The sequence below is a fragment of the Psychrobacillus sp. L3 genome (genome assembly GCF_042945595.1).
GTDB lineage: Bacteria > Bacillota > Bacilli > Bacillales_A > Planococcaceae > Psychrobacillus.
In genome coordinates this window covers 3,253,731-3,279,738 of record NZ_CP168493.1, presented here as the reverse complement: position 1 = coordinate 3,279,738, position 26,008 = coordinate 3,253,731, and the positions used below count along the sequence as shown (strand labels likewise).

The 26,008-nt window shown below is 36.5% G+C and carries 19 protein-coding genes and 1 riboswitch; of the genes, 16 read left to right on the top strand and 3 right to left on the bottom strand.

The window, feature by feature from the left end; translation table 11 throughout:
• Window positions 1–110 precede the first annotated feature (110 nt).
• From ACEPXD_RS16355 to kynB, 7 genes are all read left to right on the top strand, one after another.
• Complete coding sequence (locus ACEPXD_RS16355; protein ID WP_391117640.1) at window positions 111–593, top strand: PTS glucose transporter subunit IIA; 483 nt, start codon at window positions 111–113, stop codon at window positions 591–593.
• A gap of 161 nt (window positions 594–754) precedes the next feature.
• Entirely contained in the window at window positions 755–2,200 is a 1,446-nt protein-coding gene (gene nagE / locus ACEPXD_RS16350) for an N-acetylglucosamine-specific PTS transporter subunit IIBC (protein ID WP_391117638.1), read from the top strand.
• A gap of 687 nt (window positions 2,201–2,887) precedes the next feature.
• Window positions 2,888–4,153 carry an MFS transporter gene (locus ACEPXD_RS16345; RefSeq protein WP_391117636.1) on the top strand — a complete coding sequence of 422 codons (1,266 nt, stop codon included), beginning with the start codon at window positions 2,888–2,890 and terminating at the stop codon, window positions 4,151–4,153.
• 175 nt (window positions 4,154–4,328) lie between these two features.
• Window positions 4,329–4,466: a hypothetical protein gene (locus tag ACEPXD_RS16340; protein WP_391117634.1), complete on the top strand. Its 138-nt coding sequence runs from the start codon at window positions 4,329–4,331 to the stop codon at window positions 4,464–4,466.
• Between the two features lie 225 nt (window positions 4,467–4,691).
• Window positions 4,692–5,966, top strand: a complete 1,275-nt coding sequence (kynU, locus tag ACEPXD_RS16335; protein WP_391117632.1) for a kynureninase — start codon at window positions 4,692–4,694, stop codon at window positions 5,964–5,966.
• A 12-nt stretch (window positions 5,967–5,978) separates the two neighbouring features.
• Window positions 5,979–6,833: a tryptophan 2,3-dioxygenase gene (gene kynA, locus ACEPXD_RS16330; RefSeq protein ID WP_391117630.1), complete on the top strand. Its 855-nt coding sequence runs from the start codon at window positions 5,979–5,981 to the stop codon at window positions 6,831–6,833.
• Window positions 6,834–6,842: 9 nt separating this feature from the next.
• Entirely contained in the window at window positions 6,843–7,469 is a 627-nt protein-coding gene (gene kynB / locus ACEPXD_RS16325; protein WP_391117628.1) for an arylformamidase, read from the top strand.
• A 40-nt stretch (window positions 7,470–7,509) separates the two neighbouring features.
• Here kynB and ACEPXD_RS16320 read toward each other — a convergent pair whose 3' ends face one another.
• Complete coding sequence (locus ACEPXD_RS16320; RefSeq protein ID WP_391117626.1) at window positions 7,510–7,947, bottom strand: hypothetical protein; 438 nt, start codon at window positions 7,945–7,947, stop codon at window positions 7,510–7,512.
• A gap of 250 nt (window positions 7,948–8,197) precedes the next feature.
• On the opposite strand from ACEPXD_RS16320, the gene ACEPXD_RS16315 reads away from it, so the two are divergent.
• The 4 genes from ACEPXD_RS16315 (at window position 8,198) to metH (ending at window position 16,829) form a co-directional block, all read left to right on the top strand.
• Window positions 8,198–9,589, top strand: a complete 1,392-nt coding sequence (locus ACEPXD_RS16315; protein WP_391117624.1) for a protoporphyrinogen oxidase — start codon at window positions 8,198–8,200, stop codon at window positions 9,587–9,589.
• Between the two features lie 203 nt (window positions 9,590–9,792).
• The gene (locus ACEPXD_RS16310; protein ID WP_391117622.1) at window positions 9,793–10,683 is read left to right on the top strand and encodes a nuclease-related domain-containing protein; all 891 of its coding nucleotides are present in this window, start codon (window positions 9,793–9,795) and stop codon (window positions 10,681–10,683) included.
• 687 nt (window positions 10,684–11,370) lie between these two features.
• Window positions 11,371–11,476: riboswitch (SAM riboswitch) on the top strand.
• A 75-nt stretch (window positions 11,477–11,551) separates the two neighbouring features.
• Window positions 11,552–13,411, top strand: a complete 1,860-nt coding sequence (locus tag ACEPXD_RS16305) for a bifunctional homocysteine S-methyltransferase/methylenetetrahydrofolate reductase (RefSeq protein WP_391117620.1) — start codon at window positions 11,552–11,554, stop codon at window positions 13,409–13,411.
• Window positions 13,392–16,829, top strand: a complete 3,438-nt coding sequence (metH, locus tag ACEPXD_RS16300; RefSeq protein WP_391117618.1) for a methionine synthase — start codon at window positions 13,392–13,394, stop codon at window positions 16,827–16,829. The genes ACEPXD_RS16305 and metH overlap by 20 nt, the downstream gene beginning before the upstream one ends.
• Before the next feature lie 73 nt (window positions 16,830–16,902).
• Here the strand turns inward: metH and ACEPXD_RS16295 are convergent, their stop codons facing one another.
• Window positions 16,903–17,670 carry a DUF817 domain-containing protein gene (locus ACEPXD_RS16295; RefSeq protein WP_391117616.1) on the bottom strand — a complete coding sequence of 256 codons (768 nt, stop codon included), beginning with the start codon at window positions 17,668–17,670 and terminating at the stop codon, window positions 16,903–16,905.
• A 103-nt stretch (window positions 17,671–17,773) separates the two neighbouring features.
• Window positions 17,774–19,468, bottom strand: a complete 1,695-nt coding sequence (locus ACEPXD_RS16290) for a PucR family transcriptional regulator (protein WP_391117615.1) — start codon at window positions 19,466–19,468, stop codon at window positions 17,774–17,776.
• A 274-nt stretch (window positions 19,469–19,742) separates the two neighbouring features.
• Between ACEPXD_RS16290 and ACEPXD_RS16285 the strand changes: the two genes are divergently transcribed.
• From ACEPXD_RS16285 to arcC, 5 genes are all read left to right on the top strand, one after another.
• On the top strand, window positions 19,743–20,627 hold the full coding sequence (locus tag ACEPXD_RS16285) for a DUF2877 domain-containing protein (RefSeq protein ID WP_391117613.1): 885 nt from the start codon (window positions 19,743–19,745) through the stop codon (window positions 20,625–20,627).
• Window positions 20,624–22,171, top strand: a complete 1,548-nt coding sequence (gene fdrA / locus ACEPXD_RS16280; protein ID WP_391117611.1) for an acyl-CoA synthetase FdrA — start codon at window positions 20,624–20,626, stop codon at window positions 22,169–22,171. The genes ACEPXD_RS16285 and fdrA overlap by 4 nt, the downstream gene beginning before the upstream one ends.
• Window positions 22,172–22,173: 2 nt before the next feature.
• Window positions 22,174–23,601, top strand: a complete 1,428-nt coding sequence (locus ACEPXD_RS16275; RefSeq protein WP_391117609.1) for a DUF1116 domain-containing protein — start codon at window positions 22,174–22,176, stop codon at window positions 23,599–23,601.
• Between the two features lie 123 nt (window positions 23,602–23,724).
• The gene (locus ACEPXD_RS16270) at window positions 23,725–24,888 is read left to right on the top strand and encodes an ankyrin repeat domain-containing protein (RefSeq protein ID WP_391117607.1); all 1,164 of its coding nucleotides are present in this window, start codon (window positions 23,725–23,727) and stop codon (window positions 24,886–24,888) included.
• Between the two features lie 25 nt (window positions 24,889–24,913).
• Window positions 24,914–25,882, top strand: a complete 969-nt coding sequence (arcC, locus tag ACEPXD_RS16265) for a carbamate kinase (RefSeq protein WP_391117605.1) — start codon at window positions 24,914–24,916, stop codon at window positions 25,880–25,882.
• Window positions 25,883–26,008 lie beyond the last annotated feature (126 nt).

The following is a 26,008-nucleotide window of genomic DNA, read 5'->3' as shown; positions in this document are numbered from 1 at the left end:
TTTTCGTTAACCTCATGTTTTTTGTTCTTTATGTTGTGAATGCACAATATAAATGAGGTATACGATTTTTTTGAGTTTCCCTAAAAATGAATATAAAGGAGTCAATCAGCGTGTTTACAAAGCTTTTTAGGAAACATAAATTACAAATCTATGCACCAATCACTGGGGAAATACTTTCACTAGATCAAGTTCCAGATCCTGTGTTTAGTCAAAAAATGATGGGTGAAGGAGTGGCAATCATGCCCAAAGGAGGAAGCGTCCATTCTCCGATAGACGGCACAGTTATTCTCCTATCAGGAACCAAACATGCAATTGCTCTTCGTTCAAATGATGGGACGGAGATTCTTATTCATATTGGTCTAGAAACGGTTTCTTTAAAAGGACAAGGCTTTACAGTTTTTGTTAATGAGGGTGAACGAGTTTCAATCGGCCAGTTGCTCATAGAAGTAGATTGGGACTACATTCGAGAACATGCCAGCAATGTAATAACACCTATTGTTATTACGAATAGTGATGAAAGAGAAGTTCAATATGAAGTAGTAAAAGAATGTATTATAGGTGAAACATTATTGATGACAGCTTCTTCTAAATAAAGTGCAAACAAGGAGGTGAGTGTGCACGAGGTTATGAATAGGGGTGCGAAATGATATATTAGAATAATATTTTACGAGTAATAAAAACTTTGTATAACGCAATCATTTAATATTTTTCAAATTATTTATCACATAACGATGAAAAGGGGAATGGGATTGTTATGATGAAATATTTACAAAAGCTTGGGCGCTCTCTAATGCTACCTGTTGCGGTATTGCCAGCCGCGGCTATTTTAATGGGGATAGGATATTGGATTGACCATGATGGATGGGGATCCGGAAATGTATTTGCAGCTTTTTTACTTACCGCTGGGGCTTCGATTATTGACCATATACCAATCCTTTTTGCGGTTGGTGTAGCATTAGGAATGGCGAAGGAAAAAGATGGGTCTGCTGCATTAAGTGGTTTAATAGCCTTCTTAGTTGTGACGACAATGCTATCAACAAACTCAGTAGCCCTATTACAAAGTGTCGATCCTGCTAATGTAAACGCAGCTTTTGAGAGAATTGATAATGCATTTATAGGGATAATTTCTGGAATTATAGCTGCAATAATGTTCAATCGATTTAGTCAGGTGAAGTTACCAGATTTCTTAGCGTTCTTTAGTGGGAAGCGATTTGTACCAATCGTTACTGCAGTTTCGATGTTAGTAGTTTCAGCGGTATTATTCTTTATTTGGCCAATCGTTTATGGTGGATTGGTATCATTTGGTGAATCTATTAGCAGTTTAGGAGCAGTTGGTGCAGGACTATATGGATTCTTTAATCGTTTACTTATTCCAACCGGTTTGCATCATGCTTTAAATGCTGTGTTTTGGTTTGATACTATCGGTATTAACGATATCGGGAACTTCTGGGCTAGTAAAGGTGTCAAAGGTGTCACAGGAATGTATCAGGCCGGCTTCTTCCCGATAATGATGTTCGGATTACCAGCAGCGGCTCTTGCGATGTATCATACTGCTAAAACAAACAGAAAAAAACAAATTGCAGCTTTAATGTTAGCAGCAGGGTTTGCTTCCTTCTTTACTGGTGTTACAGAACCAATTGAATTTGTATTTATGTTCCTAGCTCCAGCACTTTATGTTGTACATGCGGCTTTAACAGGTCTTTCATTATTCATAGCGGCATCATTCCATTGGACAGCAGGTTTTGGGTTTAGTGCAGGATTTATTGATTACTTTTTAAGTCTGAGTATACCAATTGCAAATCTACCGCTCATGTTATTACTTCAAGGGTTAGTATTTGGAGCTATTTACTATTTCTTATTCCGATACTTAATCGTAAAATTTGATTTGAAAACACCGGGAAGAGAAGATGAGTCGGAAGAAGAAAATGAAGAAAACGTTCAACATTCATCTAGTTATAAATTTTCTATCTTGGCAACGAATATTTATGAAGGTTTAGGCGGAGATGCTAACGTTGTTTCTGTTGATTATTGCGCAACCCGTTTACGTGTAGAAGTAGTAAATATGGATAACGTAGATCAACAGAAAATTAAAGACACAGGTGTACCAGGAGTTAATGTTGTAGGCCCACAAAGTATTCAGGTAATTGTTGGAACAAGTGTACAATTTGTAGCAGATGAAATTGAAAAGTTAAGAAAGTAAGTTGTACGAAAGAGAGACCCTAACACATTATATAAATTGTGTTAGGGTCTTGTATGTTGTTAGGATATTATAATTCGCTAGTTAAATGTGTGATCTTAATAATTATGATTGTAACACTACCTAAAGGTGAATCAATTGTCATGCCATAATCCCCCTGGTAATAAAGCTAAAACGCTTATCCACGTTTTTAATGCCTCCTCCCCGAGCTTAGCAATCAATAAGTGCTTCAGCTCCAAATCCTAAAAGAACGAAGCTAATAGATAAACCGAACACAAATACAATTGTTTGGAAGATTAATTGTGGATTATTCTTCAACAAACCAAACGTAATGAACAGTTACTCACTTAATGGGTTATATCCACTGGATGACTGGATGGATATATAAACAGGTAATTGGGGAAGAATGTAGTAAATCTAATAAATCATAATGTTTTGGTAAGTATTTAAGGAAGTGAAATGATTGTTTAGCGTTAAAACATTTATTATTAAAATTAATTGACAAGTGGGTAGTCGGACTTTACACTATAAAAGCACTGATAGAGTTGGAGTGAAGAATTGTCAAGTGAACTTTTCAAGAATTTCCATTTAGCATTAATTATGGTCTTTTAATAATGGCGATTTTTAATTAAAACATAGAACATATAGTCATTCCAATTTTTATAGTACAACTTAGAAAGAGGTGGCATCATGAGCAAGAAAAAAGGAAATATCCATTATGCGTGGATTATTTTAATAGGTCTTTGTATTATGGTTGGTTTAGGGAAAAGTGCTATAAGTAGTTCAGCAGGGTTGTTTTTAACACCAGTTGCTAACGATTTAAATATCGGTTTAGGAAATTTAATGCTGTATTTTAGTATCTCTTCAGTTGTTACAATGATCTTCCTTCCGTTTGGCGGAAAATTGATGGCAAAATACAATATTCGTTTAATACTTATAATTGCAATTGTTTTACAAGCAGGTGCATTTGCATTATTTGGCTTAATGAATTCGGTATGGGGCTGGTATATTCTTTCTATTCCATTGGCTGTCGGAGGGGTGTTTATAACAGTTATTGCCGGACCGGTTATGATCAATCAATGGTTCAAAAAGAAAAATGGATTGGCACTTGGAATTATGGGGGCTTCTGTTGGAGCGATTGGAGCTATTCTTCAACCAGTAATTGGTAATATGATCGCTGGTCAAGGGTGGAGATTTAGTTATATTGCTGTAGGGGTTGGCGTTATAATCATTGCAGTTCCAGTTATTCTATTGATAATGAGAAAATCACCACAAGAAAAGGGTCTTCAGCCTTATGGATCGAAAGAAGACAAAGATGCAGTAGATAATGCACAAAGTACAACAGAAAATGCAGGGATTTCAATGGCTGTTGCAAAAAAGTCTTCCGCTTTTTATGCATTAATTACGTTTTTCTTCTTTGTCACATCGATTGGAAGTTTTTCTCTACACATCCCTACTTTTTTAAGCAGTAAAGGATATGATGTAGCTTTCGCTGGAAATGTTATGGGTGCTTATATGATCGGTGCATTGGCAGGGGCATTAATTTTAGGATTCTTAAGTGATAAAATTGGCTCAAAAAATACGACCATACTTGCAATGGTTTTAGGTTTAATATCTATATCATCTATATTATTATTCTCGGCAAATAGTGTAATTATTACAATAGCTATCGTATTGTTAGGTTTTGTTGTTGCTTCTATCGGTACTTTAGGGCCGGCTCTGACTACAAGTCTATTTGGTAGCAAAGAATATAGTCAAATCTATTCGACTGCTTCACTTGGACTAGCTATCGCATCTGTCGTTGCTTTACCGGCGTATGGCTATATCTATGACTTTGTAGGAAGCTATAATCCAGCTTTATATGCACTTATGGTAATGATGGTTCTAAATATTATTTGTGTGACACTCGCATTTAAAGGGAAGAAAAAGTTAGTAGATCAAGGTCATTGGAAGTAATACATTTTTTAGCAACTTAAAAGGATTGGACTCTGTGTTGCATAGAGTTCAATCCTTTTATTTTTATTATTTTTATTCGTCAATTAGGAGAAGAGAATATGTGAAACGTTGAATGCTTTTCGTATAATTCTCTTCATGATGGTAAAGCTACATCATAAGAAAGGATGCGTTTTATGTGAATGACAACAAATTTGCAGATCTTGATCAGGAGCAGTTACAAGTACTTAATGAATTGGAAGAGAAACTTGGTGTTACGTTGGTAGCATATGATTCTGCAGCATCTTTTACTAATGCTACTAATGCCAACACATAAGATGTACGAACATTTACTGATTTTCAAACTTAAGATCAAACCAATAAACTCCTTTATTAACTTCTTGTTAATAAAGGAGTTTATTGGTTTGAGTATACCTAGTATCATACATGATCAAGAGTGGAATTACCGCTTCCAAGTTCATTGACACTATGAAACTTAAAATATATGATTTATATAAAAAAGAAAGAAAATTCAAATTAGTATAAAGGTCGGTGTTTGCTAATGAGGGATACAACGTTAGAAAATGCAAAGAAATTAGATGGAAAAGATGCTTTAAAAAGCTTTCATGACGAGTTTTACATACAGCAGGGTACTATATATATGGACGGCAATTCTTTAGGATTGTTGTCAAAACGAGCGGAACAATCATTATTATCTACACTAGATTCATGGAAAAAATTCGGAATAGATGGGTGGACGCAAGGGGAGCATCCGTGGTTTTATTTCTCCGAAACATTAAGCAAAATGTGTGCACCACTAGTTGGGGCTTTAGAGGAAGAAGTGATCATCACTGGTTCAACTACAACAAATTTACATCAGTTAATTGCTAGCTTTTATCATCCGAAAGGGAAAAGGACAAAGATTTTAGCGGACGAATTAAACTTTCCATCCGATTTATATGCGATTAGTAGTCAGCTAGCATTGCATGGCTATGAGGCAGCTGAAAATATGAAGTTAGTAGAAAGTAGAGATGGATACACTTTAGATGAAGCAGATATTATACAAGCCATGACAGATGATGTTGCATTAATCGTACTGCCAGGTGTGTTATATCGAAGTGGTCAAATCCTAAATATGAAAGTGCTTACCGAGGCTGCGCATGAACAAGGTATTTTGATTTGTTTTGATTTGTGTCACTCTATTGGGTCCGTTCAACATGGGTTAGATGAATGGGGCGTGGACTTTGCTTTTTGGTGTAACTACAAACATTTAAACGGTGGACCAGGAGCAACCGGGGGTATCTATGTGAATCGTAAACATTTCGGACAAAATCCAGGTCTTGCTGGTTGGTTTGGTTCCGACAAAGAGAAACAGTTTGATTTAGCAACCCAAATGACACCTGCAACGGATGCTGGTGCATATCAAATAGGAACACCGAATATATTAAGTGCTGCGTCGCTTTTTGGATCACTAGAAATGTTTGCGGAGGCTGGAATAGAAGCAATTCGTGACAAGTCGTTAAAGTTAACCGATTATATGATGTATTTAATAGAAGAAGAGTTAGGTGAATATTCATTTACCATCGCAAATCCACGTGAAGAAGATCGTCGTGGGGGACATGTTTTTTTAGTCCACGATGAGGCAGCGCGTATTTGCAAGGCATTAAAAGAGCATCATGTCATCCCTGATTTTCGTTCACCAAATGGAATTAGATTAGCACCGGTTGCGTTATATAACACCTTTGAAGATGTATGGAATACCGTACAAATTTTAAAGGAAATAATGAAAGAAGAAACGTATAAACGCTTTGAAAATAAGCGGGATGTGATTGCCTAAAGGAGGAACAGAATGTCAAAGGATATTTCAGAGTTGGAAGAAAAGTTAAATAAGGAAAAAGGAATTTATACAGACTTTCAGAATGATATGACGTACTCTGAATATTTACATCTTGATAGCATTTTATCCAGTCAAAAAAGGTTATCCGGCCATCATGATGAAATGTTATTTATCATCATTCATCAAGTAAGTGAACTTTGGATGAAGTTACTATTGCATGAATTAACAAGTGCGATTCAAGCAATTCAAGAAGATAAATTGCAGGCAGCCTTTAAGATGCTTGCACGAGTAACGAAAATTCAAACCCAGATTATTCAAGCTTGGGATGTGCTCTCGACATTAACACCTGCTGAGTATTTAGAATTTCGGGATAAACTCGGAAAGTCATCGGGATTTCAATCTTTTCAATACCGGCAAATTGAATTTGCACTTGGGTATAAAACGAAGCATATTCTTAAAATCTATGAAAAAGATACTAAGTTATACGAGCAACTTGAGAAAGCATATAACGCACCAAGTATTTACGATGTTGCGATACATTCGTTAGCTAAAGCGGGATTCGATTTGAACACTAATGTGGTGAACAGAGATTACTCCGTCACTTATGGGGGGGATGAAACAGTAGCTTTGGCATGGAGAGAGGTATATCAAAATATCGATAAGTACTGGAATTTATATCAATTGGCTGAAAAACTTGTGGACGTAGAAGATTGGTTACAACAATGGCGCTTTCGTCATATGAAAACAGTCGAACGGATTATTGGATTTAAAAAAGGAACAGGCGGTTCATCAGGTGTCAATTACTTACGGCAAGTACTCGACCATCGTTTTTTCCCAGAGTTATGGGATTTGAGAACAAGTTTATAGGGGGAAGCTATGGATAACCGCTGGATTGATATTTCACACCCATTTTCAAATAAAATTGGTACTTGGCCAGGCGATACACCTTTCCAATTTGAAGTTGCTTATTCCAAAGAAGAGACAGGTTCGGTCAATATTGGTCGATTCACAACAAGTGTGCATACCGGGACACATGCCGATGCGCCATTTCACTTTGATAATGAAGGTTCAACGATTGATCAATTAGATATTAATATGTATATCGGGCGTGCCAAAGTAGTGGATGTTATAGGATTCGATTCCATTGGGCGCGAAGAATTACAAGACGTAGAACTAGATGGCGTAGAGCGTTTACTTTTAAAAACTTCATATGAAGTATGTGTGGAGAACTTCCCTTCAACAATTCCCGTATTAAAAGAAAATATCGGTGCTTTTTTGCAAGAGAAAGGAATATTTTTAATCGGAGTTGATCATCCCTCTGTGGATGCATTAGATAATAAAGAACTACCAGCCCATCACGCACTTTATCAACACGGCGTACACATTTTGGAGAACTTATTATTACAAGATATAGAACCCGGTGATTATGAATTGATCGCACTGCCACTGAAAATTCAAGGAGCAGATGGCAGTCCAATTCGGGCTGTGATTAGAGCGATATAGTAATAGAGAAGGATGGGTTACTGTTTACTCCATCCTTTGACTACTTGATGAATTCAAAATATCTTACACCATTCCTTTCTGTTATGTTAAAAGGTAGCTCCTGTTCAGTTGTTAGTTTAATATAACTACCTTTATATTCTCCAAAATTAAAACCTATCCCACTGTGCTCTGGATAACCAAACAAATAGCACACTACTTCACCATCATGAACAAATACAATCTGGTTCATTCCTTCGTTTAAGGTTTCTTTTATATTACTCCATTTATAACCAATGGTTTCATAGATTGTTTCTTTTGATATATAAGGTGAAAAACTATATAGATTATCCCATTCAAATGGTGTCCATGCCCGCAAATCATCAATAACCGCATCACCACTAATAGGTTGAAATGCTTTAATAAAATTGGTAGCATTAATTTCCCAGACGTCTTTTTTAATAGAATGAACAAATATTGGTATTCCAATAATAACGATCATACATATACAACCCAAAATTAGATTTCTTTTTTTCCTCATAACATTCCTCGCTCTTAAATAGATTCTTCGGTAGTTGTTACTTCGACAGAAGAAATTATATCCCTCTTAAAATGGAAGTAATTTTAAAAGATTTGACGAAAAGGAAAACTATTGTGTATTTTTAATTGAATAGTGAAAGAATTGTGAGGTAAGTCATACCAGATATTTGTATATACGCTTATACTATGAATAACGACAAGGAGTGATTGTTTTGAAAAAAATAGTTGTAGTTGGAGGGGGCATTACTGGCCTTTCTACGATGCATTATTTGCAAAGAATAAAATTAGAAAAAGCCTTAGACATAGAATTGGTTTTAGTGGAAGCGAATGATTATTTAGGCGGAAAAATTCATTCAGTGAAGGAAAAGGATTTCATCATGGAGGTTGGAGCAGACTCCATTGTTGCTCGCAATGAAGGAGTAATGCCTTTAGTGGAAGAATTACATATGCACGATGAGCTTGTTTATAATTCAACAGGAATTTCCTATATTTATACGAACAATGAACTGCATGCAATTCCACCTGATACAGTATTTGGAATACCAACAAGTGTGGAATCGTTGGAAAGTAGCACATTAGTTTCTGATGAAGGGAAAGAAGAAGCATTAAAAGACTTTGAATTATCAAATGAAAGCTTCACGAAAGAAAGCTCAGTAGGATCGTTTTTGGAGCATTTCTTAGGAAAAGAACTAGTAGAAAAGCAAATAGCTCCCGTTTTATCCGGAGTATACTCAGGAAATCTAGACAAACTGACAATCGCTTCAACGCTTCCATATTTAATTGATTATAAAAATGAGCATGGCAGTATTATGAAAGGCTTAGGTGCGAATAAAGCTAAATTCGAAGCTGCGTCAAATAAAAAATTTATCTCTTTTAAAAACGGGCTTTCCTCTTTGATTGATCGCATGGAAGAAGACCTTGGCAATGAGACGATTATGAAAGGAATTCAAACGAAGAAAGTCCTGAAGAATGGTGAGAGATATGAGCTTTTATTGTCGAATGGTGAAACAATTGAGACAGACTATGTTGTATTGACGACTCCACATAATGTTGCACAAGCCATCTTGGAAAATGAGGAATTGGACAAGGACTTCAATAAGTTGAAAAACTCATCACTTATTAGTATATATCTTGGATTTGAAATTCCTGATCATCAGCTTCCGGCGGAGGGTACAGGTTTCATCGTTTCTGAAAATAGCGACGCGAAATGCAATGCATGTACATGGACAAGCCGCAAATGGACGCATACATCTGAAAACAGCAATTTGCTTGTTCGAATGTTTTACAAGAGTTCGAACCCAGCGTTTGAAAGTATGAAGCAGATGAGTGAGGAAGAATTGGTTGAAATTGCAATGCAAGATATTGAAAAAAGTTTGAAGCTAAGCGGTAAACCTCAAGTGGTAGAAGTGACGAAATGGAATGATCAGATGCCTAATTATCATTTAGAGCATGGGGAAGCTATTAGATCATTAAATAAGAAACTAGCTGATGAGCTTCCAAATGTAATTCTTGCAGGCTGTTCTTATTACGGAGTTGGCATAGGTGCTTGTATTAAAAACGGTAAGGAGACGGCGGAGATGATTTCTCGAAGAATTTTATTATAGATACTTTATTTGGACCAAAATTCATTTTTGGTTCTTTTTTTATGGAGGAAATGTAATTGTTGGCGTTTTAGTGAAATTTACTTTTTATGTACATGTGATACGATGCGGTTGGGGGTGTTTTATTGATAGTGAAAGCGCGTTCGGACGAGTATAGTTATGTGGGTTTGAGGTTGTTGCATCGACGTTTGCCGGAGATGCATGAGATGAAAGAATTAATTCATTCGAAAATGCATATGGCGAATGCTGGGATTTATGGCGAAGTACGTGTGGATGAGGTATTTCAGAAGTATTCATTTCCATTCGAGTATGTAGTACTGCATGATGTAAGTTTGGAATCGAATGGTAAGTTTCAAATTGATACAGTGTTTTTGACACAATACTTTGCGGTGGTATTGGAAAGTAAAAATATTGGTGGGAAATTGCGATTTAAACAAAATTCTTTCCAGTTAGAGCGAGAAAATGAGAATGGTAAAGTAGATATATATGAAAGTCCAGAGGTGCAGATTGAACGGAATAACTATTTGCTTGATGAATGGTTACAGTTGCGGGGAATAAAGATTCCTGTTGACGGGGTAATTGTGTTGACGAATTCTAAAGTCATGGTTGTGGAGCCATCTACGAAATATCCCTTGATTCACCATCAGACAATCCCGGTGTTTTTGCGGAATATTGCTCGTAATAAAGTATGTTTAGAAGTGAATGAAATGCACAAGTTGGCAGAGAAAATCGTTGCTAGTCATCGACCTTATTTTCCTTATCCTATGTGCGAACGCTGGGGCATCAATCCGAACGATCTTTTGACTGGTGTGTACTGTGAAAAGTGTGAAACGCATGGAATGGTGAAAAAGAAAAATGGCTGGAACTGTTTGCGTTGTGGTCATGTCGACCGGCTTGCCCATGAAAAAGCTGTTTATGAATGGTTTGTGCTGATTGGGGAAAGTATTAATAATCGGCAATGCAAAAGATTTCTACATTTAAATTCTCCACAATCTGCATTAAGGGTTTTGAAATCAATGAATTTAATAACAAGTGGAAACTCCAAAAATACGATTTATAAGTGGGAATGGAAAGAGATTGCATCAAGGAAAACGTGAATCGGTCGAATAAGTGTCATTATCGGTTGAATCTAAGTGATAAACGGTCGAATAAGAGCCAACATCGGTCGAATATGTGAAATAATCGGTCGGATACTACCCAACATCGGTCGAATACTCGATAGACTCACCTGAAGTATATAATGAAATTAATTGGATATGGAAACTCCAAAAATACGATTTATAAGTGGGATTGGAAAGAGATTGCATTAAGGAAAATGTGAATCGGTCGAATAAGTGTCATTATCGGTTGAATCTAAGTGATAAACGGTCGAATAAGAGCCAACATCGGTCGAATATGTGAAATAATCGGTCGAATACTACCCAACATCGGTCGAATACTCGATAGACTCACCTGAAGTATATAATGAAATTAATTGGATATGGAAACTCCAAAAATACGATTTATAAGTGGGATTGGAAAGAGATTGCATCAAGGAAAATGTGAATCGGTCGAATAAGTGTCATTATCGGTTGAATCTAAGTGATAAACGGTCGAATAAAAGCCGACATCGGTTGAATATGTGAAATAATCGGTCGAATACTACCCAACATCGGTCGAATAAGTGTAAACATCGGTTGAAAAAGTGATAGATCCACCAAAAGTATATAGAAAATTCAAAACTTACCTTGACGCTTTAGTGTAATAAAGGTACGATATGTCTAACAAAAAAACTGAATAGTGAATTCTTATCAAGAGAAGCCGAGGGACTGGCCCTAGGACGCTTCAGCAACCAGCCGTAATGGTCAGGTGCTAAATCCAGCAGGCTTGTAATAGTCTGAAAGATGAGAAGGTACGAATATTACATACTCGTAAAGCCTTCTTTTCATGGAAGGCTTTTTTGTATTTTAGAGAGGATGAGTGTGAGTGGGATTACTAGAAAAACTAAAAACAAATATGCTAACTGCAGACGGAGCAATGGGGACGCTGCTTTATTCATACGGAATTGATTATTGCAATGAGGAATTAAATATACAGAAACCAGAGATAATCACACAGATTCACCAAGACTATATTGCAGCTGGAGCAGATATTATTCAAACTAATACTTACGGTGCGAATGCGATCAAATTGGCGAGGTACGGACTTGAAAATCAAATGAAAGAAATTAATGAAGCGGCGATTACTATTGCGAAAAGAGCCGCTGCACCTGGTGGACAATATGTGCTAGGTACAATTGGGGGAATTCGTGGTATTCGGAAGAGTGATGCATCCATTGATGAAATCATAGCAACGCTTGACCGGCAAGCTACCCATCTCTTATCCGGAAATCCAGATGGGCTACTCCTTGAAACCTATTATGATTTTGAAGAGCTATCGGCAACGGTCACGCATCTACGTAAGATGACGGCTACGCCGATCATTGCTCAAGTATCGATGCATGAACCGGGTATTTTGCAAAATGGTTTATCGCTAAATGAAGCTTTACATCAGCTCGAAGCATTAGGAGCGGATATTGTTGGAGTCAACTGTCGCCTTGGACCGCATCACACGATTCAAGCATTTGAAGAGGTGACACTTCCTGAAAAAGCATTTCTTTCTGCTTATCCGAATGCGAGTTTGCTCGATATGGAGGACGGACGTATTGTTTATGAATCGGAAGCGGATTATTTTGGTAGGGCCGCATTATATCTTAGAGAAGCTGGTGTCCGACTGATAGGGGGATGCTGTGGAACGACTCCAAAACATATAGAAGCAGTGAAAAAAAGAATCGCCTACTTACCACCAATTACAAATAAAACCGTTACACCTAAAAAGCCAATAATCATTCAAGAACCAAAGCAGGCAATCAATAAACCGCTCCATGAAAAAGCGTTAACTGAAAGAACAGTCATTGTAGAACTGGATACTCCGCGGCACTTGGACACGACCACCTTCATGGATGGTGCAGAGAAGCTATATGCTGCTGGTATAGATGCGGTGACAATGGCAGATAATTCACTTGCTTCTCCTCGAATTAGCAATATGGCCATGGGATCAATGTTAAAATTGCAAAATAATATTCGTCCACTTGCCCATATTACTTGTCGTGATCGCAACTTAATAGGATTGCAATCTCATTTAATGGGTCTTGATGCACTTGGAATTCATGATATTTTAGCCGTAACTGGAGATCCAACGAAAATTGGAGATTTTCCAGGAGCTACAAGCGTTTATGATGTTTCGAGCCTAGAGTTACTTCAATTAATTAAACAGTTAAATGAAGGTACTTCATTTTCAGGGAAATCGCTTCGAAAAAAAGCAAACTTCTCCGTGGCGGCTGCTTTCAATCCAAACGTACGCGTGCTCGATCGTGCAGTAAAACGTCTCGAGAAGAAAATCGAGTGCGGGGCTGACTATTTCATCACACAACCAGTCTATACAAAAGAAAAAATTCAAGAAATATATGAAGCAACCAAACATTTGTCCACGCCGATTTTTATCGGTATTATGCCGCTGACAAACAGTCGAAATTCGGAGTTCTTGCACAATGAAGTACCCGGTATCAAATTATCAGACGAAGTGTTGGAACGTATGCGTGCTTGTGGAGAAGATAGGGAACGTTCTACTGCAGAGGGAATACTGATTGCAAAAGAATTGATTGATACTGCGGCGGAACTATTTAATGGAATTTATATCATAACGCCATTCTTCCGATACGATATGTCACTTGAATTAATTCAACATATTAAAGAGATTGATGAAAAGAAAGTGAGAGAAACCAGCTATGTCCAAACATCTAATTGAGCAACAGCTTCAAAATAGGATACTTATCATTGACGGTGCGATGGGTACAATGATACAAAATGCGAATCTTTCCCCAGAAGATTTTGGTGGGGAAGAATATGACGGTTGTAATGAGTATTTAAACATTGTGAACGCAGATGTCGTTGAGCGAATTCACCGGCAATATTTAGAAGCCGGTGCTGATATCATTTGTACAAATACATTTGGTGGTACACCAGTTGTATTGAATGAATATAATCTTGGAAAAGAAGCACATGAAATTAATTTCCGAGCAGCGCAAATTGCCAAAAAATGCACAGCTGCATTCTCTACACCTGAATGGCCACGATTTGTAGCTGGAGCAATTGGACCGACAACAAAAACATTATCTGTTACGGGCGGTATTACGTTTGATGCATTAACGCACGACTTTTACTTACAGGCGAAAGCTTTAGTGGAAGGTGGATCGGATGTCATCTTACTTGAAACGAGTCAAGATATGTTAAATGTCAAAGCAGCAACTATTGGAATAAAACAAGCATTTACAGAAACAGGTAAAGAACTTCCAATTATGATTTCCGGTACAATCGAGCCAATGGGTACGACACTTGCGGGACAAAGCATTGAAGCTTTCTACATTTCCATTGAACATATAAAGCCACTTTCCGTAGGGCTTAACTGTGCAACGGGACCAGAATTTATGACGGATCATATTCGTTCTCTTTCCGAGTTGTCGGATGGATATGTGAGTTGTTATCCGAATGCAGGATTGCCTGATGAAGAGGGGCATTATCATGAATCACCAGAATCGCTTTCGAAAAAGCTAAGAGGTTTTGCGGAAAAAGGTTGGTTAAATATTGTAGGTGGGTGTTGCGGAACTACTCCTCCACATATTCGAGCAGTTCGAGAAGCAGTGAAAGATATTGAGCCGCGTAAACCGCTAGAAAGGGGCCATGGTCATGTAGTTTCAGGGATTGAGCCGTTACTCTATGATGATTCGATGCGACCATTGCTCATAGGAGAACGAACAAATGTTATCGGTTCGCGAAAGTTTAAACGATTGATTGTGGATGAAAAATTTGAAGAAGCTTCGGAAATAGCGCGTGCACAAGTCAAAGGTGGCGCCCATGTTATTGATATTTGTTTAGCGAATCCTGACCGTGATGAGCTAGCGGATATGACAAATTTCATGAAAGAAGTTGTAAAAAAGGTAAAAGTGCCGCTTGTCATTGATTCTACTGATGAAAATGTGATTGAAGAGGCATTGAAATATTCACAAGGAAAAACGATTATTAACTCGATTAACTTAGAAGACGGGGAAGAACGATTCGATGCTGTTATGCCGCTTGCCAAAAAATATGGGGCTGCAGTAGTCGTTGGGACGATTGATGAAGTGGGAATGGCTGTTACGCGGGAACGAAAGCTCGAAATCGCAGAACGCTCTTATGATTTGCTCGTAAACAAGTGGGGGATTGCCCCTGAAGATATTATTTTTGATCCACTCGTTTTCCCAGTAGGAACAGGAGATCAACAATATATTGGTTCCGCTGTAGAAACAATTGAGGGGATACGTTTAATAAAAGAAAAAATGCCACGCACATTGACTATTTTAGGAGTAAGTAACGTATCATTTGGTCTTCCGCCAGTCGGTAGAGAAGTGCTTAATGCGGTTTATTTGTATCACTGCACGCAAGCAGGTCTTGATTATGCGATTGTAAACACAGAGAAGCTAGAGCGATATGCTTCTATTCCTGAACAAGAAATTGCAATGGCAAACGAGCTTTTATTTACAACAACGGATAAAACACTTGCTGATTTTACGGATTTCTACCGTGATAAAAAGAAAGAAAAGACAGAAGCAGATATTCCAAAAACAGTTCCTGAACGCCTAGCATATTACATTATCGAAGGCACGAAGGAAGGGCTTATCCCTGATTTGGAAGCAGCACTTCATCTGTATGACACACCATTAGATGTCATTAACGGTCCATTGATGAAGGGAATGTCCGAAGTGGGACGTCTTTTCAATGATAATCAATTAATCGTAGCAGAAGTACTTCAAAGTGCAGGTGTGATGAAGGCATCAGTGGCATACCTCGAACAGTACATGGAGAAGAAAGAGGATGACTCAGGTAAAGGGAAGATTATTCTAGCGACAGTTAAAGGTGATGTACATGATATCGGAAAAAACTTAGTCGATATTATTTTAAGTAATAACGGATATAAAGTAATAGATGTTGGCATAAAAGTTACACCAGCGACACTTATTGAAGTCATTCGAAAAGAAAAGCCAGATATCATCGGACTTTCCGGATTACTAGTAAAGTCTGCACAACAAATGGTTATTACGGCACAAGATTTTAAAGAAGCGGGAATTGATGTGCCAATGCTTGTTGGAGGAGCAGCATTATCAAGGCGTTTTACAGAGACAAAAATTTCTGCAGAGTATGATGGCCCCGTTTTATATGCAAAAGATGCCATGCAAGGACTGGATCTTGCCAATCGTTTGCAAAACAAAGAAGATAAAACCATATTATTAGAAGAACTTAATATACAACAAGAAAAACGAAAAGTAGCAGAAGCAACTCGAGCTTCGAAATCAGCAGTCGCTGTATTAACAAAGCCAGTAAAAACGGTGCGTGAGGATGTCCAAGTATACAAACCAAAAGACTTACGACGACATGTTTTGAAAAATTATTCTGTGTCTCATTTATACCCATATGTTAATATGCGGACACTCATCGGACATCATTTAGGGTTAAAAGGTTATAGTGAAAAATTATTAGAACAAGGTGACGGACGCGCTGTAGAACTACATGAACTTGTAACAGAGTTTCTAGGGGCAGGAATATTAAAACCGTCCGGCATGTATCAATTTTTCCTAGCACAATCCGATGGGGATGATGTGATAATATACGATCCGACTGATTCTATAACAGAATTAGAACGATACACATTCCCTCGCCAATCAGTAGAACCATACCTATGTTTAGCTGACTACTTAAAATCCGTTGATAGCGGGGAAATGGATTACGTTGCATTTATGCTTGTTACCGCAGGACACGGGGTACGTGACGCAGCAAACATACTAAAGGAACAAGGAAAGTTTTTAGAAAGCCACGCATTGCAGGCAACTGCACTGGAGCTAGCAGAAGGATTTGCCGAACGGATTCACCAAGAAATACGTGATCAATGGGGCTTCCCTGACGCAACCGATTTTACAATGCGCGACCGATTTGCAGCAAAATATCAAGGTCAACGTTTCTCTTTCGGATATCCTGCTTGTCCAAATTTAGACGATCAAGGAAAACTTTTTGGACTTATTAAACCAGAAGGCATCGGTGTGCATTTAACCGAAGAATTCATGATGGAGCCAGAAGCATCCGTTTCTGCAATTGTCTTTGCCCATCCGGATGCTAGATATTTCGTCGTGGACTAATAAAAAGTTTGAGTGAAAATGATGAATTGATCAATCCCACTCACTAAAAGTAAATACACCGCCTGCAGATGACCTATCTGTTAGCGGTGTATTTTATGTTCTTCACTCTTTTCAATTGAGCTACAATAATAACACTTATGATAACTAGTAGAAACCAAGAACTAATTTTCCCAATCGGGACGAGCGACCAGGCTGTTTCTTGGTTTGGATATTGCCAAGCACCGAAGAATGTGGTGATATTTTCGGCAATCCAAATAAAGAAACCAATCAATAGAAAAGAGAGAATCATAGGCATTTTATAGATTATCTTATTAATTTCAAAAGTGACAAACGTCCGTAGAAAAATTATAAGGAGCAAACCTTTTAACACCCAACGAATATCGTACGTAAAATGGTGCGTAAAGAAATTCAAGTAGATCAGAACACTAATGTCAACTGCGAAAAATGATCTTGGCCAGTTGTAAATGTGCAAATCAAAATGCCGCCAGCTCTGACAAATGTAACTAGCAACGCTCGCATACATAAATCCACTATATAATGGAACTCCGAAAAACTTGCTATATGCTTCCTCTGGATATGCCCATGAACCCATATGTACTTTATATAACTCAAGTGCCAGCCCAATTACGTGAAATAAACAAATGACTTTAAACTCATCAAAAGTTTCTAATTTGGAGATAAGCATGAATAATTGAGCTGCTAGACAAACAATCAAAATAAAATCATAGCGAGTTAAAAATGGAACACTTACAAACTTAGATACAGCGAGAGATGCAAAAATAATAACTGGAAAAATGCAAGAAATTGCTTGTAAAAAACCGAATCGTAGAAAGTTCCTCATAAAAGCTCAACACCTGTTTTTTTAATATGGACGAAATTAACTTCTACAAGTTTCTTCATTGGTTGGAATAAAAAGTCCCCTTCATTTAATTCTAATTGAAGTGTTACATATACTTGTTTAATATTCTAAAAATCTTTAAAGCTATTTGTATTCTAAGTAATTCTTCAGAGCTTTTTAAGTCCGTATTTAATATTTCTTTAATTTTCTCAATTCGATAGATTAGAGTATTTCTATGTAAAAACATTGCTTTAGATGTTTCGGATACATTTTGATTGTTGTAAAAGTAATTTTCCAATGTGGATAAATAACTGGTTGCATGTAATTTATCGTGTTCATATATTTTGCCGAGGCTTTTCTGAAAAAAGTCCTCTAATTCTAAGGAGTTAATATTCGAATCTAATAGATGATAAACAGAGTAATCTTCGAAATGAGAGACTTCATTTTTTTCGTGCATCTGCTGCATTAATCGGATCATTTCATTCGCTTCCGAAAAACTTTTATACAATGAGTTTATGGAACGATATTGCTGGCCGATGCCAATCAAAAAGGAGTTCTGTAATCTATTAACGAGTTTCTCATGCAAATCAGTGGCATATTGCTTTGCTTCACTAACTGAAATAGGTGGTCTATCTTCGTTTTGACCAACTAAAATGATGATTCTATTATTTCTATAAAAAGATGTAATTTCACCGATAGATTTGTAGGCCATTTCATAAACAATCTCTACGCAACTTTGCGCAATATTATCCATTTTATATTTACCTATTATCATATCTTCAAATTTTTCCACTTCCTTAGCTTCTATATTAATCACTAAACAATAATACGAATAATTTGGGTTTAGACCATGCAAATCACATAAAGTTTGTAATGTTTCGGGAGAAGTAATCTTGCCAGATAGTAAGTCGTCATAGAAATCCTGTCTTATTTTCACTTTAACTTCTTTGATTTCCTTCGCTTTTATCCTTTCCAGCGCAATGATTGTAGAAGCTTGTTGCAAAATAATATAGTCAAATTCAACTAGATCATGAACTGTTTGCCAAATAACGATGTACCCGTAAATATCTTGTGAAACTGCAATAGGAAGAACTCTACAAATAATACTTTTGTCTTTTAAATAATAACTTCGTTTGATTGACTTTTTCATATCACTTAAGTTGTGTGGAATACTATCTATAAATTCTTTGTTAAATATAGGTTTATCCGTAGTTAAGTCAAGTGAATCTTTGAGCGGAATATCGTTAGCCGCATGTTCTGTATAGTGTAATAAACTCCAATTTTTATCGACAATAATAATTGGATTATTTATTGTTCCAGACAACATGGATGAAATTTTTTCAATTCCCCCACCTTCCAAAGAAATTCTAAAGAATAAATTATGCATGTCTAACGTTTTTCTATTTAGTAAATCATACCTTCCCGATGCTTTTTCATTAATGATCGAAATGACTCTTGAGAGAGTGTATCCAATAGGTAGTTCTAAAAGTGGTAAACCATATTTATTTGCTTCATCAATCATATTCTGTGGAAGTTTTTCAAAGTATCTCTTCATTTTTACGACAAGCCCTGCACAGTTAATCTCCGAAAGTTCTTTAATAATTTTATTTTGTAACTCCTCATTATCTTTAAAAATATATCCTGTTGACAGTAGTAATTCATTAGGTGAAAGCCAATCAAATGCGTCTGGATTTTCGATAATATTTACAATAGATATTTCGTTATTAATACCTTTTTCACCAGCAATAATCTTTAGACCATCTATCGCTTTTATTTCTAATAAGTCTTGAACTGTAAGCAAATTTTTCTCACTCCTAAGACAAAATGTCTTTCTATTAAATTGTACAATATGCACAAACTAAATTAGCACTTTTTGGTTTGATTAAACGATGACCATACTACGTTCTCTATTCTATAGTATTTATGTAAAGGTGAAATATGTCAAAGGAATAAACAAACATTTGTATATTATGAACAACAACCGAAAGTGGGAAAGTACTATCTAGAGGAAGTGCACTCCACCTGTAAGTTAATATTGTTCATTCAATTAAGTTTTGAAAACAGAGGTGAATGTAGTGGTATTTGCAAGATCTGGAGACGTAGATTTTATTCAGAGAGTTATCCACTCAAAGCTTAGTGGTTTTGTTCATAGTACATTTAAGCGAACATTAAATATACAATGCCTTGAAGATGGAGAACTATACACCATCGCCTGTAATGAAATAGATAATGGACCAAATACCCTTATCATTGATTTAGCTAGCTTCGAAGACATGAACATAAATGCCTACGATGAAGTGTATTCCGATAATAATATTATATCTATCGGAAACAAAATGTCCATAACTATCGATAGAACAAAAAGTTGGGAAAGTATATTGCCGACATATCCCACCAATACAGATGTTTTAAAGAAGAATATAAAGATAATGAAGCAGTATATCGAAATCCATGGTAAAAGTGGCGGGATTAAGAGTAAATCAGTAAATGAAAGTCCGTTTGAGCAAGAAATGTCTAAAATGATTCAGGAAAGAAAAGGTTTACTAACAGACGAGCTGGTTAAAAAGCAACTGCATCATGCAGTTCCACATGCAGTTTCGTTATTAGGACTTGGCCCTGGATTAACTCCGTCTGGAGATGATTTTTTAGTAGGATTGTTCACCTCATTTCATTTAAAAAATAGTTCTTTCGTTAATTATCAATGGTTTTTTGAAGAGATTGAACGAGCAGCAAGGACAGCAACAAATGAAATTAGTTACATAGCAATAAAGAAAGCTTCTGTAGGGAAAATTAGAGAGTCTATCATTGTATTAGTAAATGCGTTGTTAGAAGAAAATGAAGAGCAATTGATTCTCTCGTTAAAAAAAGTATTAAATATAGGATCTTCGTCTGGAACAGATATTGCTTTAGGAATTCTTACTGGACTAGAAACTAATATTAAAATTGGAGGTACATTATGACTGTTCAAGTTGTAGTTAAAGCAAACACATATTTCGATTCCGTGTCTTTAATGTCTTTATCAACAAAAGCAAACCAAATTGAAGGCGTTGAGCAAGCAATTATAGCGATGGGAACTGAAATGAATAAAGAAGTAATTAGAAACGTTGGTCTAATGACACAAGAAGTAGAAGAAGCGAGAACAAGTGATTTAATGATCGTTGTAAAAGCTGAGAACGAGGAAATGTGCGAAAGCGCTTTCGTAGGTATCGAAGAATTATTAACGAAAAAAAATAAGCCTTCAAAAGGTACAAGCGAAGTTAAATATTCAACGATTAAATCAGCAGCAGAAAACATTCCTGATGCAAATTTAGCAATTATTGCGGTAAACGGAATGTATGCTCCAAGAGAAGCGAGAAAAGCACTTGAAAATAATCTTCACGTTATGATGTTTAGCGATAATGTTTCGATTGAAGATGAAATAGCACTAAAGCAATTAGCACATGAAAAAGGCTTATTAATGATGGGTCCTGACTGTGGAACTGCAATTATTGGAAACGTAGCATTATGTTTCGCCAATGCAGTAAGAAAAGGAAATATCGGTATCGTTGGCGCATCAGGAACTGGTAGCCAAGAGTTAAGTGTTCGTATTCATGAATTTGGAGGCGGAATTACGCAACTTATCGGTACTGGTGGACGCGATTTAAGTGAAGAAGTTGGCGGAATTATGATGCTTGATGGCATTAAAGCATTACAAGAAGACGAAGCTACAAAAGTTATTGTGTTAGTTTCTAAACCACCAGCACCAAGCGTGGAAGAAAAAGTTTTAGCACAAATTAAAAAATCTTCTAAACCTGTTGTTGTATGGTTCGTGGGCGGGGATGAAGAAAAAGTAACAAATGCTGGCGGTCATTTTGCGAAAATGTCTAAAGAAGCTGCACTTAAAGCGGTGTTATTAGCTGGTGCAGACGAAAGCCAAATTAATAAACGTGCATTGAATCTTCCGCTAGTAGAAGAAGTACGTGCGAAATTAAAACCAGAACAAAAATATATTCGTGGATTATTCAGTGGCGGAACACTTTGTGACGAAGCAATGCACATCGCTATGGAGAAATTCGACAATGTCTATAGCAACATTCAAAGAGAGCCTGAATTCCGTTTAAAAGATGTAAAAGTAAGTCAAGATCATACGTTCATTGATTTTGGCGATGATCAATTTACACAAGGTAAACCCCATCCAATGATTGATCCTTCTACTCGTATTGAACGATTTATCCAAGAAGCGAAAGATCCATCTGTAGGAGTAATTGTAATGGACTTTGTTTTAGGCTTTGGTGCTCATGAAGATCCAGTAGGCACAATGCTTCCAGCAATCATTGAAGCGAAACAATTAGCAGAAGATGAAGGAAGACATTTAGAAATAATCGGATATATTCTTGGCACAGAATTAGATAGTCAAAATATTGAAGGTCAAATTAACAAATTATTAGCTGCCGGAGCTACACATGCAAGCAGCAGTCAAAATGCAGGATTATTAGCAAGAGAATTTGTAGTGAAAGGAGAATAACCATGAGTAAAATTAACGAACTATTCAATGAAAAAATAAATGTCATTAACGTGGGTATTGAATCCTTCAAAGATGACATGATAAAACAGAATGCTACTGTAACACATTTAGAGTGGATGCCACCAGGTAGAGGAAACCCGGAAATTATTGCTGCACTTGATAAACTAGAGGAACCGACAATTGCAGAAAAAATTGAAGAAGCAAATAAACTTGCGGTGGAGAGAATTGTTAACTCACAACCCGTATTAATCGGCTTTGATCAAGCAATCAATGTTGTTCCTGGTATGACGAAAACTACTATTTTACATGCTGGACCACCTATTTCTTGGGACAAAATGAATGGACCAATGAAAGGTGCAGTAACTGGAGCAATAGTATTTGAAGGCTTAGCTAAAGATATTGAAGAAGCAGAAAAATTAGCTGCATCCGGAGAAATTACTTTCTCTCCTTGTCATGAGCACAACTGTGTTGGTTCAATGGCTGGTGTAACTTCCGCGTCAATGTTTATGCATATTGTTGAGAACAAAACATACGGAAATATTGCGTACACAAATTTAAGTGAGCAATTATCTAAAATTTTACGTATGGGTGCGAATGATGAGAGTGTTATCAATCGTTTAATTTGGATGCGCGATGTATTAGGTCCAATATTACGTGATGCAATGAAACTAAGTGCAAATGGTATTGACTTACGCCTAATGCTTGCACAAGCACTTCATATGGGTGATGAGTGTCATAACCGTAACATTGCGGGTACAACATTACTTATCCAGGCTTTGACGCCTTTAATTATTCAAACAGATTTTACAACTGAGCAGAAAAAAGAAGTGTTTGAGTTTGTAGCAAGCAGTGACTATTTCTCAGGTCCAACTTGGATGGCTCTATGTAAATGTGCGTTAGATGCTGCTCATGGTATCGAGAACAGTACAGTCGTGACAACAATGGCACGTAATGGAGTAGAATTTGGTATTCGTATAAGTGGTATTGCTGGTAATACATGGTTTACTGGACCAGCTCAAAAAGTAATCGGTCCAATGTTTGCTGGTTACAAACCAGAAGATTCAGGGCTTGATATTGGCGACAGTGCTATTACGGAAACATACGGTATTGGCGGATTTGCAATGGCGACAGCTCCTGCAATCGTTGCACTGGTTGGTGGAACAGTAGAAGACGCAATTAACTTCTCCACAAAAATGAAAGAAATCACAACTACTGAAAATCGAAACGTTACTATTCCAATGTTAAATTTCATGGGAATTCCAACTGGAATCGATGTTCGGAAAGTGATTCAAACTGGAATAATGCCAATTATTAATACTGCGATTGCACATAAAGATGCTGGAATTGGAATGATTGGTGCTGGTATTACAAACCCACCAGTGGAAGCTTTTGAGAAAGCCATTCTAGCATTAAGCGAAAACATTAAGTAAGCAAAATTATAAATATAAGACGATCACCTTAGACTGTTTTGATCGATTAAGGCTAGGAATTGATCGATTCCTAGCTTTTCACCTAAAAGTCATATCAACTGTCTAAAAAAGGAGAGAAAAATTGTGGATAATCAATCCTTACATCTGGAACTTATTCAAGCGAGTGAATTAGGAAATCTTTCTACTATTGAAAAGTTGTTACAAGAGGGTGCAAGCGTTGATTTTAAAGACGATGCTGGACGTACTGCTTTAATGGCAGCTACTCAAAAAAATCAAGTGGCAGCTGTGAAGATCTTAATTGAAGCTGGAAGTGATGTAAATACGAGAGATATTACACAACTATCTCCGTTTATTTGCTCCGCGGCAAATGGTTTTCATGAAATACTACGATTGATGATTAGCGGTGGCGCCGAATTAAACAGTGTAAATCGTTTTGGAGGAACTGCTTTATTACCTTCCAGTGAAAAAGGTTATTTAAAAACTGTACAAGTTTGTATTGATGCTGGAGTTCCAGTTAACCATATGAACAATTTAGGTTGGTCTGCATTACTTGAAGCCGTGATTTTAGGGAATGGTGGTCGCTTATATTCTGATATCATTCAAACACTTGTAGATGCTGGTGCGGATGTAAAATTAGAGGATCGCGATGGAAAGTCATCTCTTCAACATGCGAAAGAACTAAACCAACCAAAAGTATTTAGTATTCTTGAAAAAGAGCTATACGAAAATGATGAGTATATAAAAAATGCTAAGCTATTTGCCAAAATGGATAAATACGAAGATGCAATTTCAGAAATGGACAAAGCATTAGAATTAGACAAACAAAATACGGATTACACCTATTATAAAGGTTATTTCCTACAAGAGTTAAAACAATATAAAGAAGCTCTTGAAGAGTACAACAAAGCATTATCGATTAATCCAAATGACTTAGACTTTTATTTTTACACAGCAAATTGTTTGAGATTGTGGAAAAAGCCGGAGGAAGCTTTGGCTGAATACGATAAAGCGTGTGATATCAATCCGAATGAAACATTCTACCGTTACCATAAATCAAATTATTTAAGAGAACTTGGAAGACATGAAGAAGCTGTTATTGAAATGGATAAACTTTTAACACTTCAACCAAATAGATATGACTTCTCCTTCCATAAAGCAAATAGTCTAAGATCTTTAGGCAAGCATGAGGAAGCTATAGAAGCAATTGAGAATGCTATTAAGAATGATCCAACAAATCCTTTATATCATTCTCATAAAGAACAATCGATTGAATTACTAAAGAAGTAATTCAGTAAAAATAGGGGGAAGTCAAGTGGGGGAAGTAACAATTGTTGCCATTGGAGGCAATGCATTAGTTAAAGAAAATGGACTAGATTCCATTCAAGATCAATATGAAGCAGTACAAGAAACAGTAGTACATATTGCTGATATGGTAGAAGCGGGATATAAAGTAGTCGTTACACATGGTAATGGACCTCAAGTAGGATTTGGATTAAGACGATCTGAAATTGCAAATGAAGTAGCGGGCATGCCTGCAATGCCACTTGTTAATTGTGTAGCAGATACACAAGGTGGTATTGGATACCAAATTCAACAAGCAATGACAAACGAATTTGCAAAAAGAGGACTAAACAAAAAAGTTGCTACAATAATAACTCAAGTAGAGGTAAGTTCAGATGATCCTAATTTTGAAAATCCAACAAAACCAGTAGGATCATTCTTTACATTAGAACAATCTGAAAAAATGAAAGAAGAACATCCTGACTGGAAATTCATCGAAGATTCAGGTCGTGGCTATAGAAGAGTTGTTCCATCTCCAAAACCAATTAATATTGTTGAAAAAGATGCTATTAAATTGTTAATAGATTCTGATTTTGTTGTTATTGCTGTTGGAGGCGGGGGAATTCCTGTTGTAAAATTAGCTAATAATACGTACGAAGGTATTGATGCTGTAATTGACAAAGACTTTGCTACAAGTTTACTAGCAGAGCAAATAGATGCTGAGACGTTAATTATTACAACTGGTGTTTCAAGAGTATGTATTAACTTCGGTAAACCTAATCAACGTGCTTTAGATAAGATTTCAATTGAAGAAACAAAACAATTTATGGAAGAAAATCATTTCCCAGCTGGAAGTATGCTCCCAAAAATTGAAGCGAGTTTAAGCTTCCTAGAAAAAAAAGGGAAGAGAGTAATTATTACAAACCCAGAAAGCTTGAAAGAGGCAATTAAAGAAGAAGCAGGTACACATATTATTAAAGAACAAATCGCAGTGCTATAAGTTATTTTGGGAAGACTTCTAGATAAATAGAATCTTCCCAAATAACTTATTTTTTTAATCCAAATTTTAATAATTTCATATAAAAAATGTTAAATTCATCTATTAATTATTCGAATACCTTTGTAT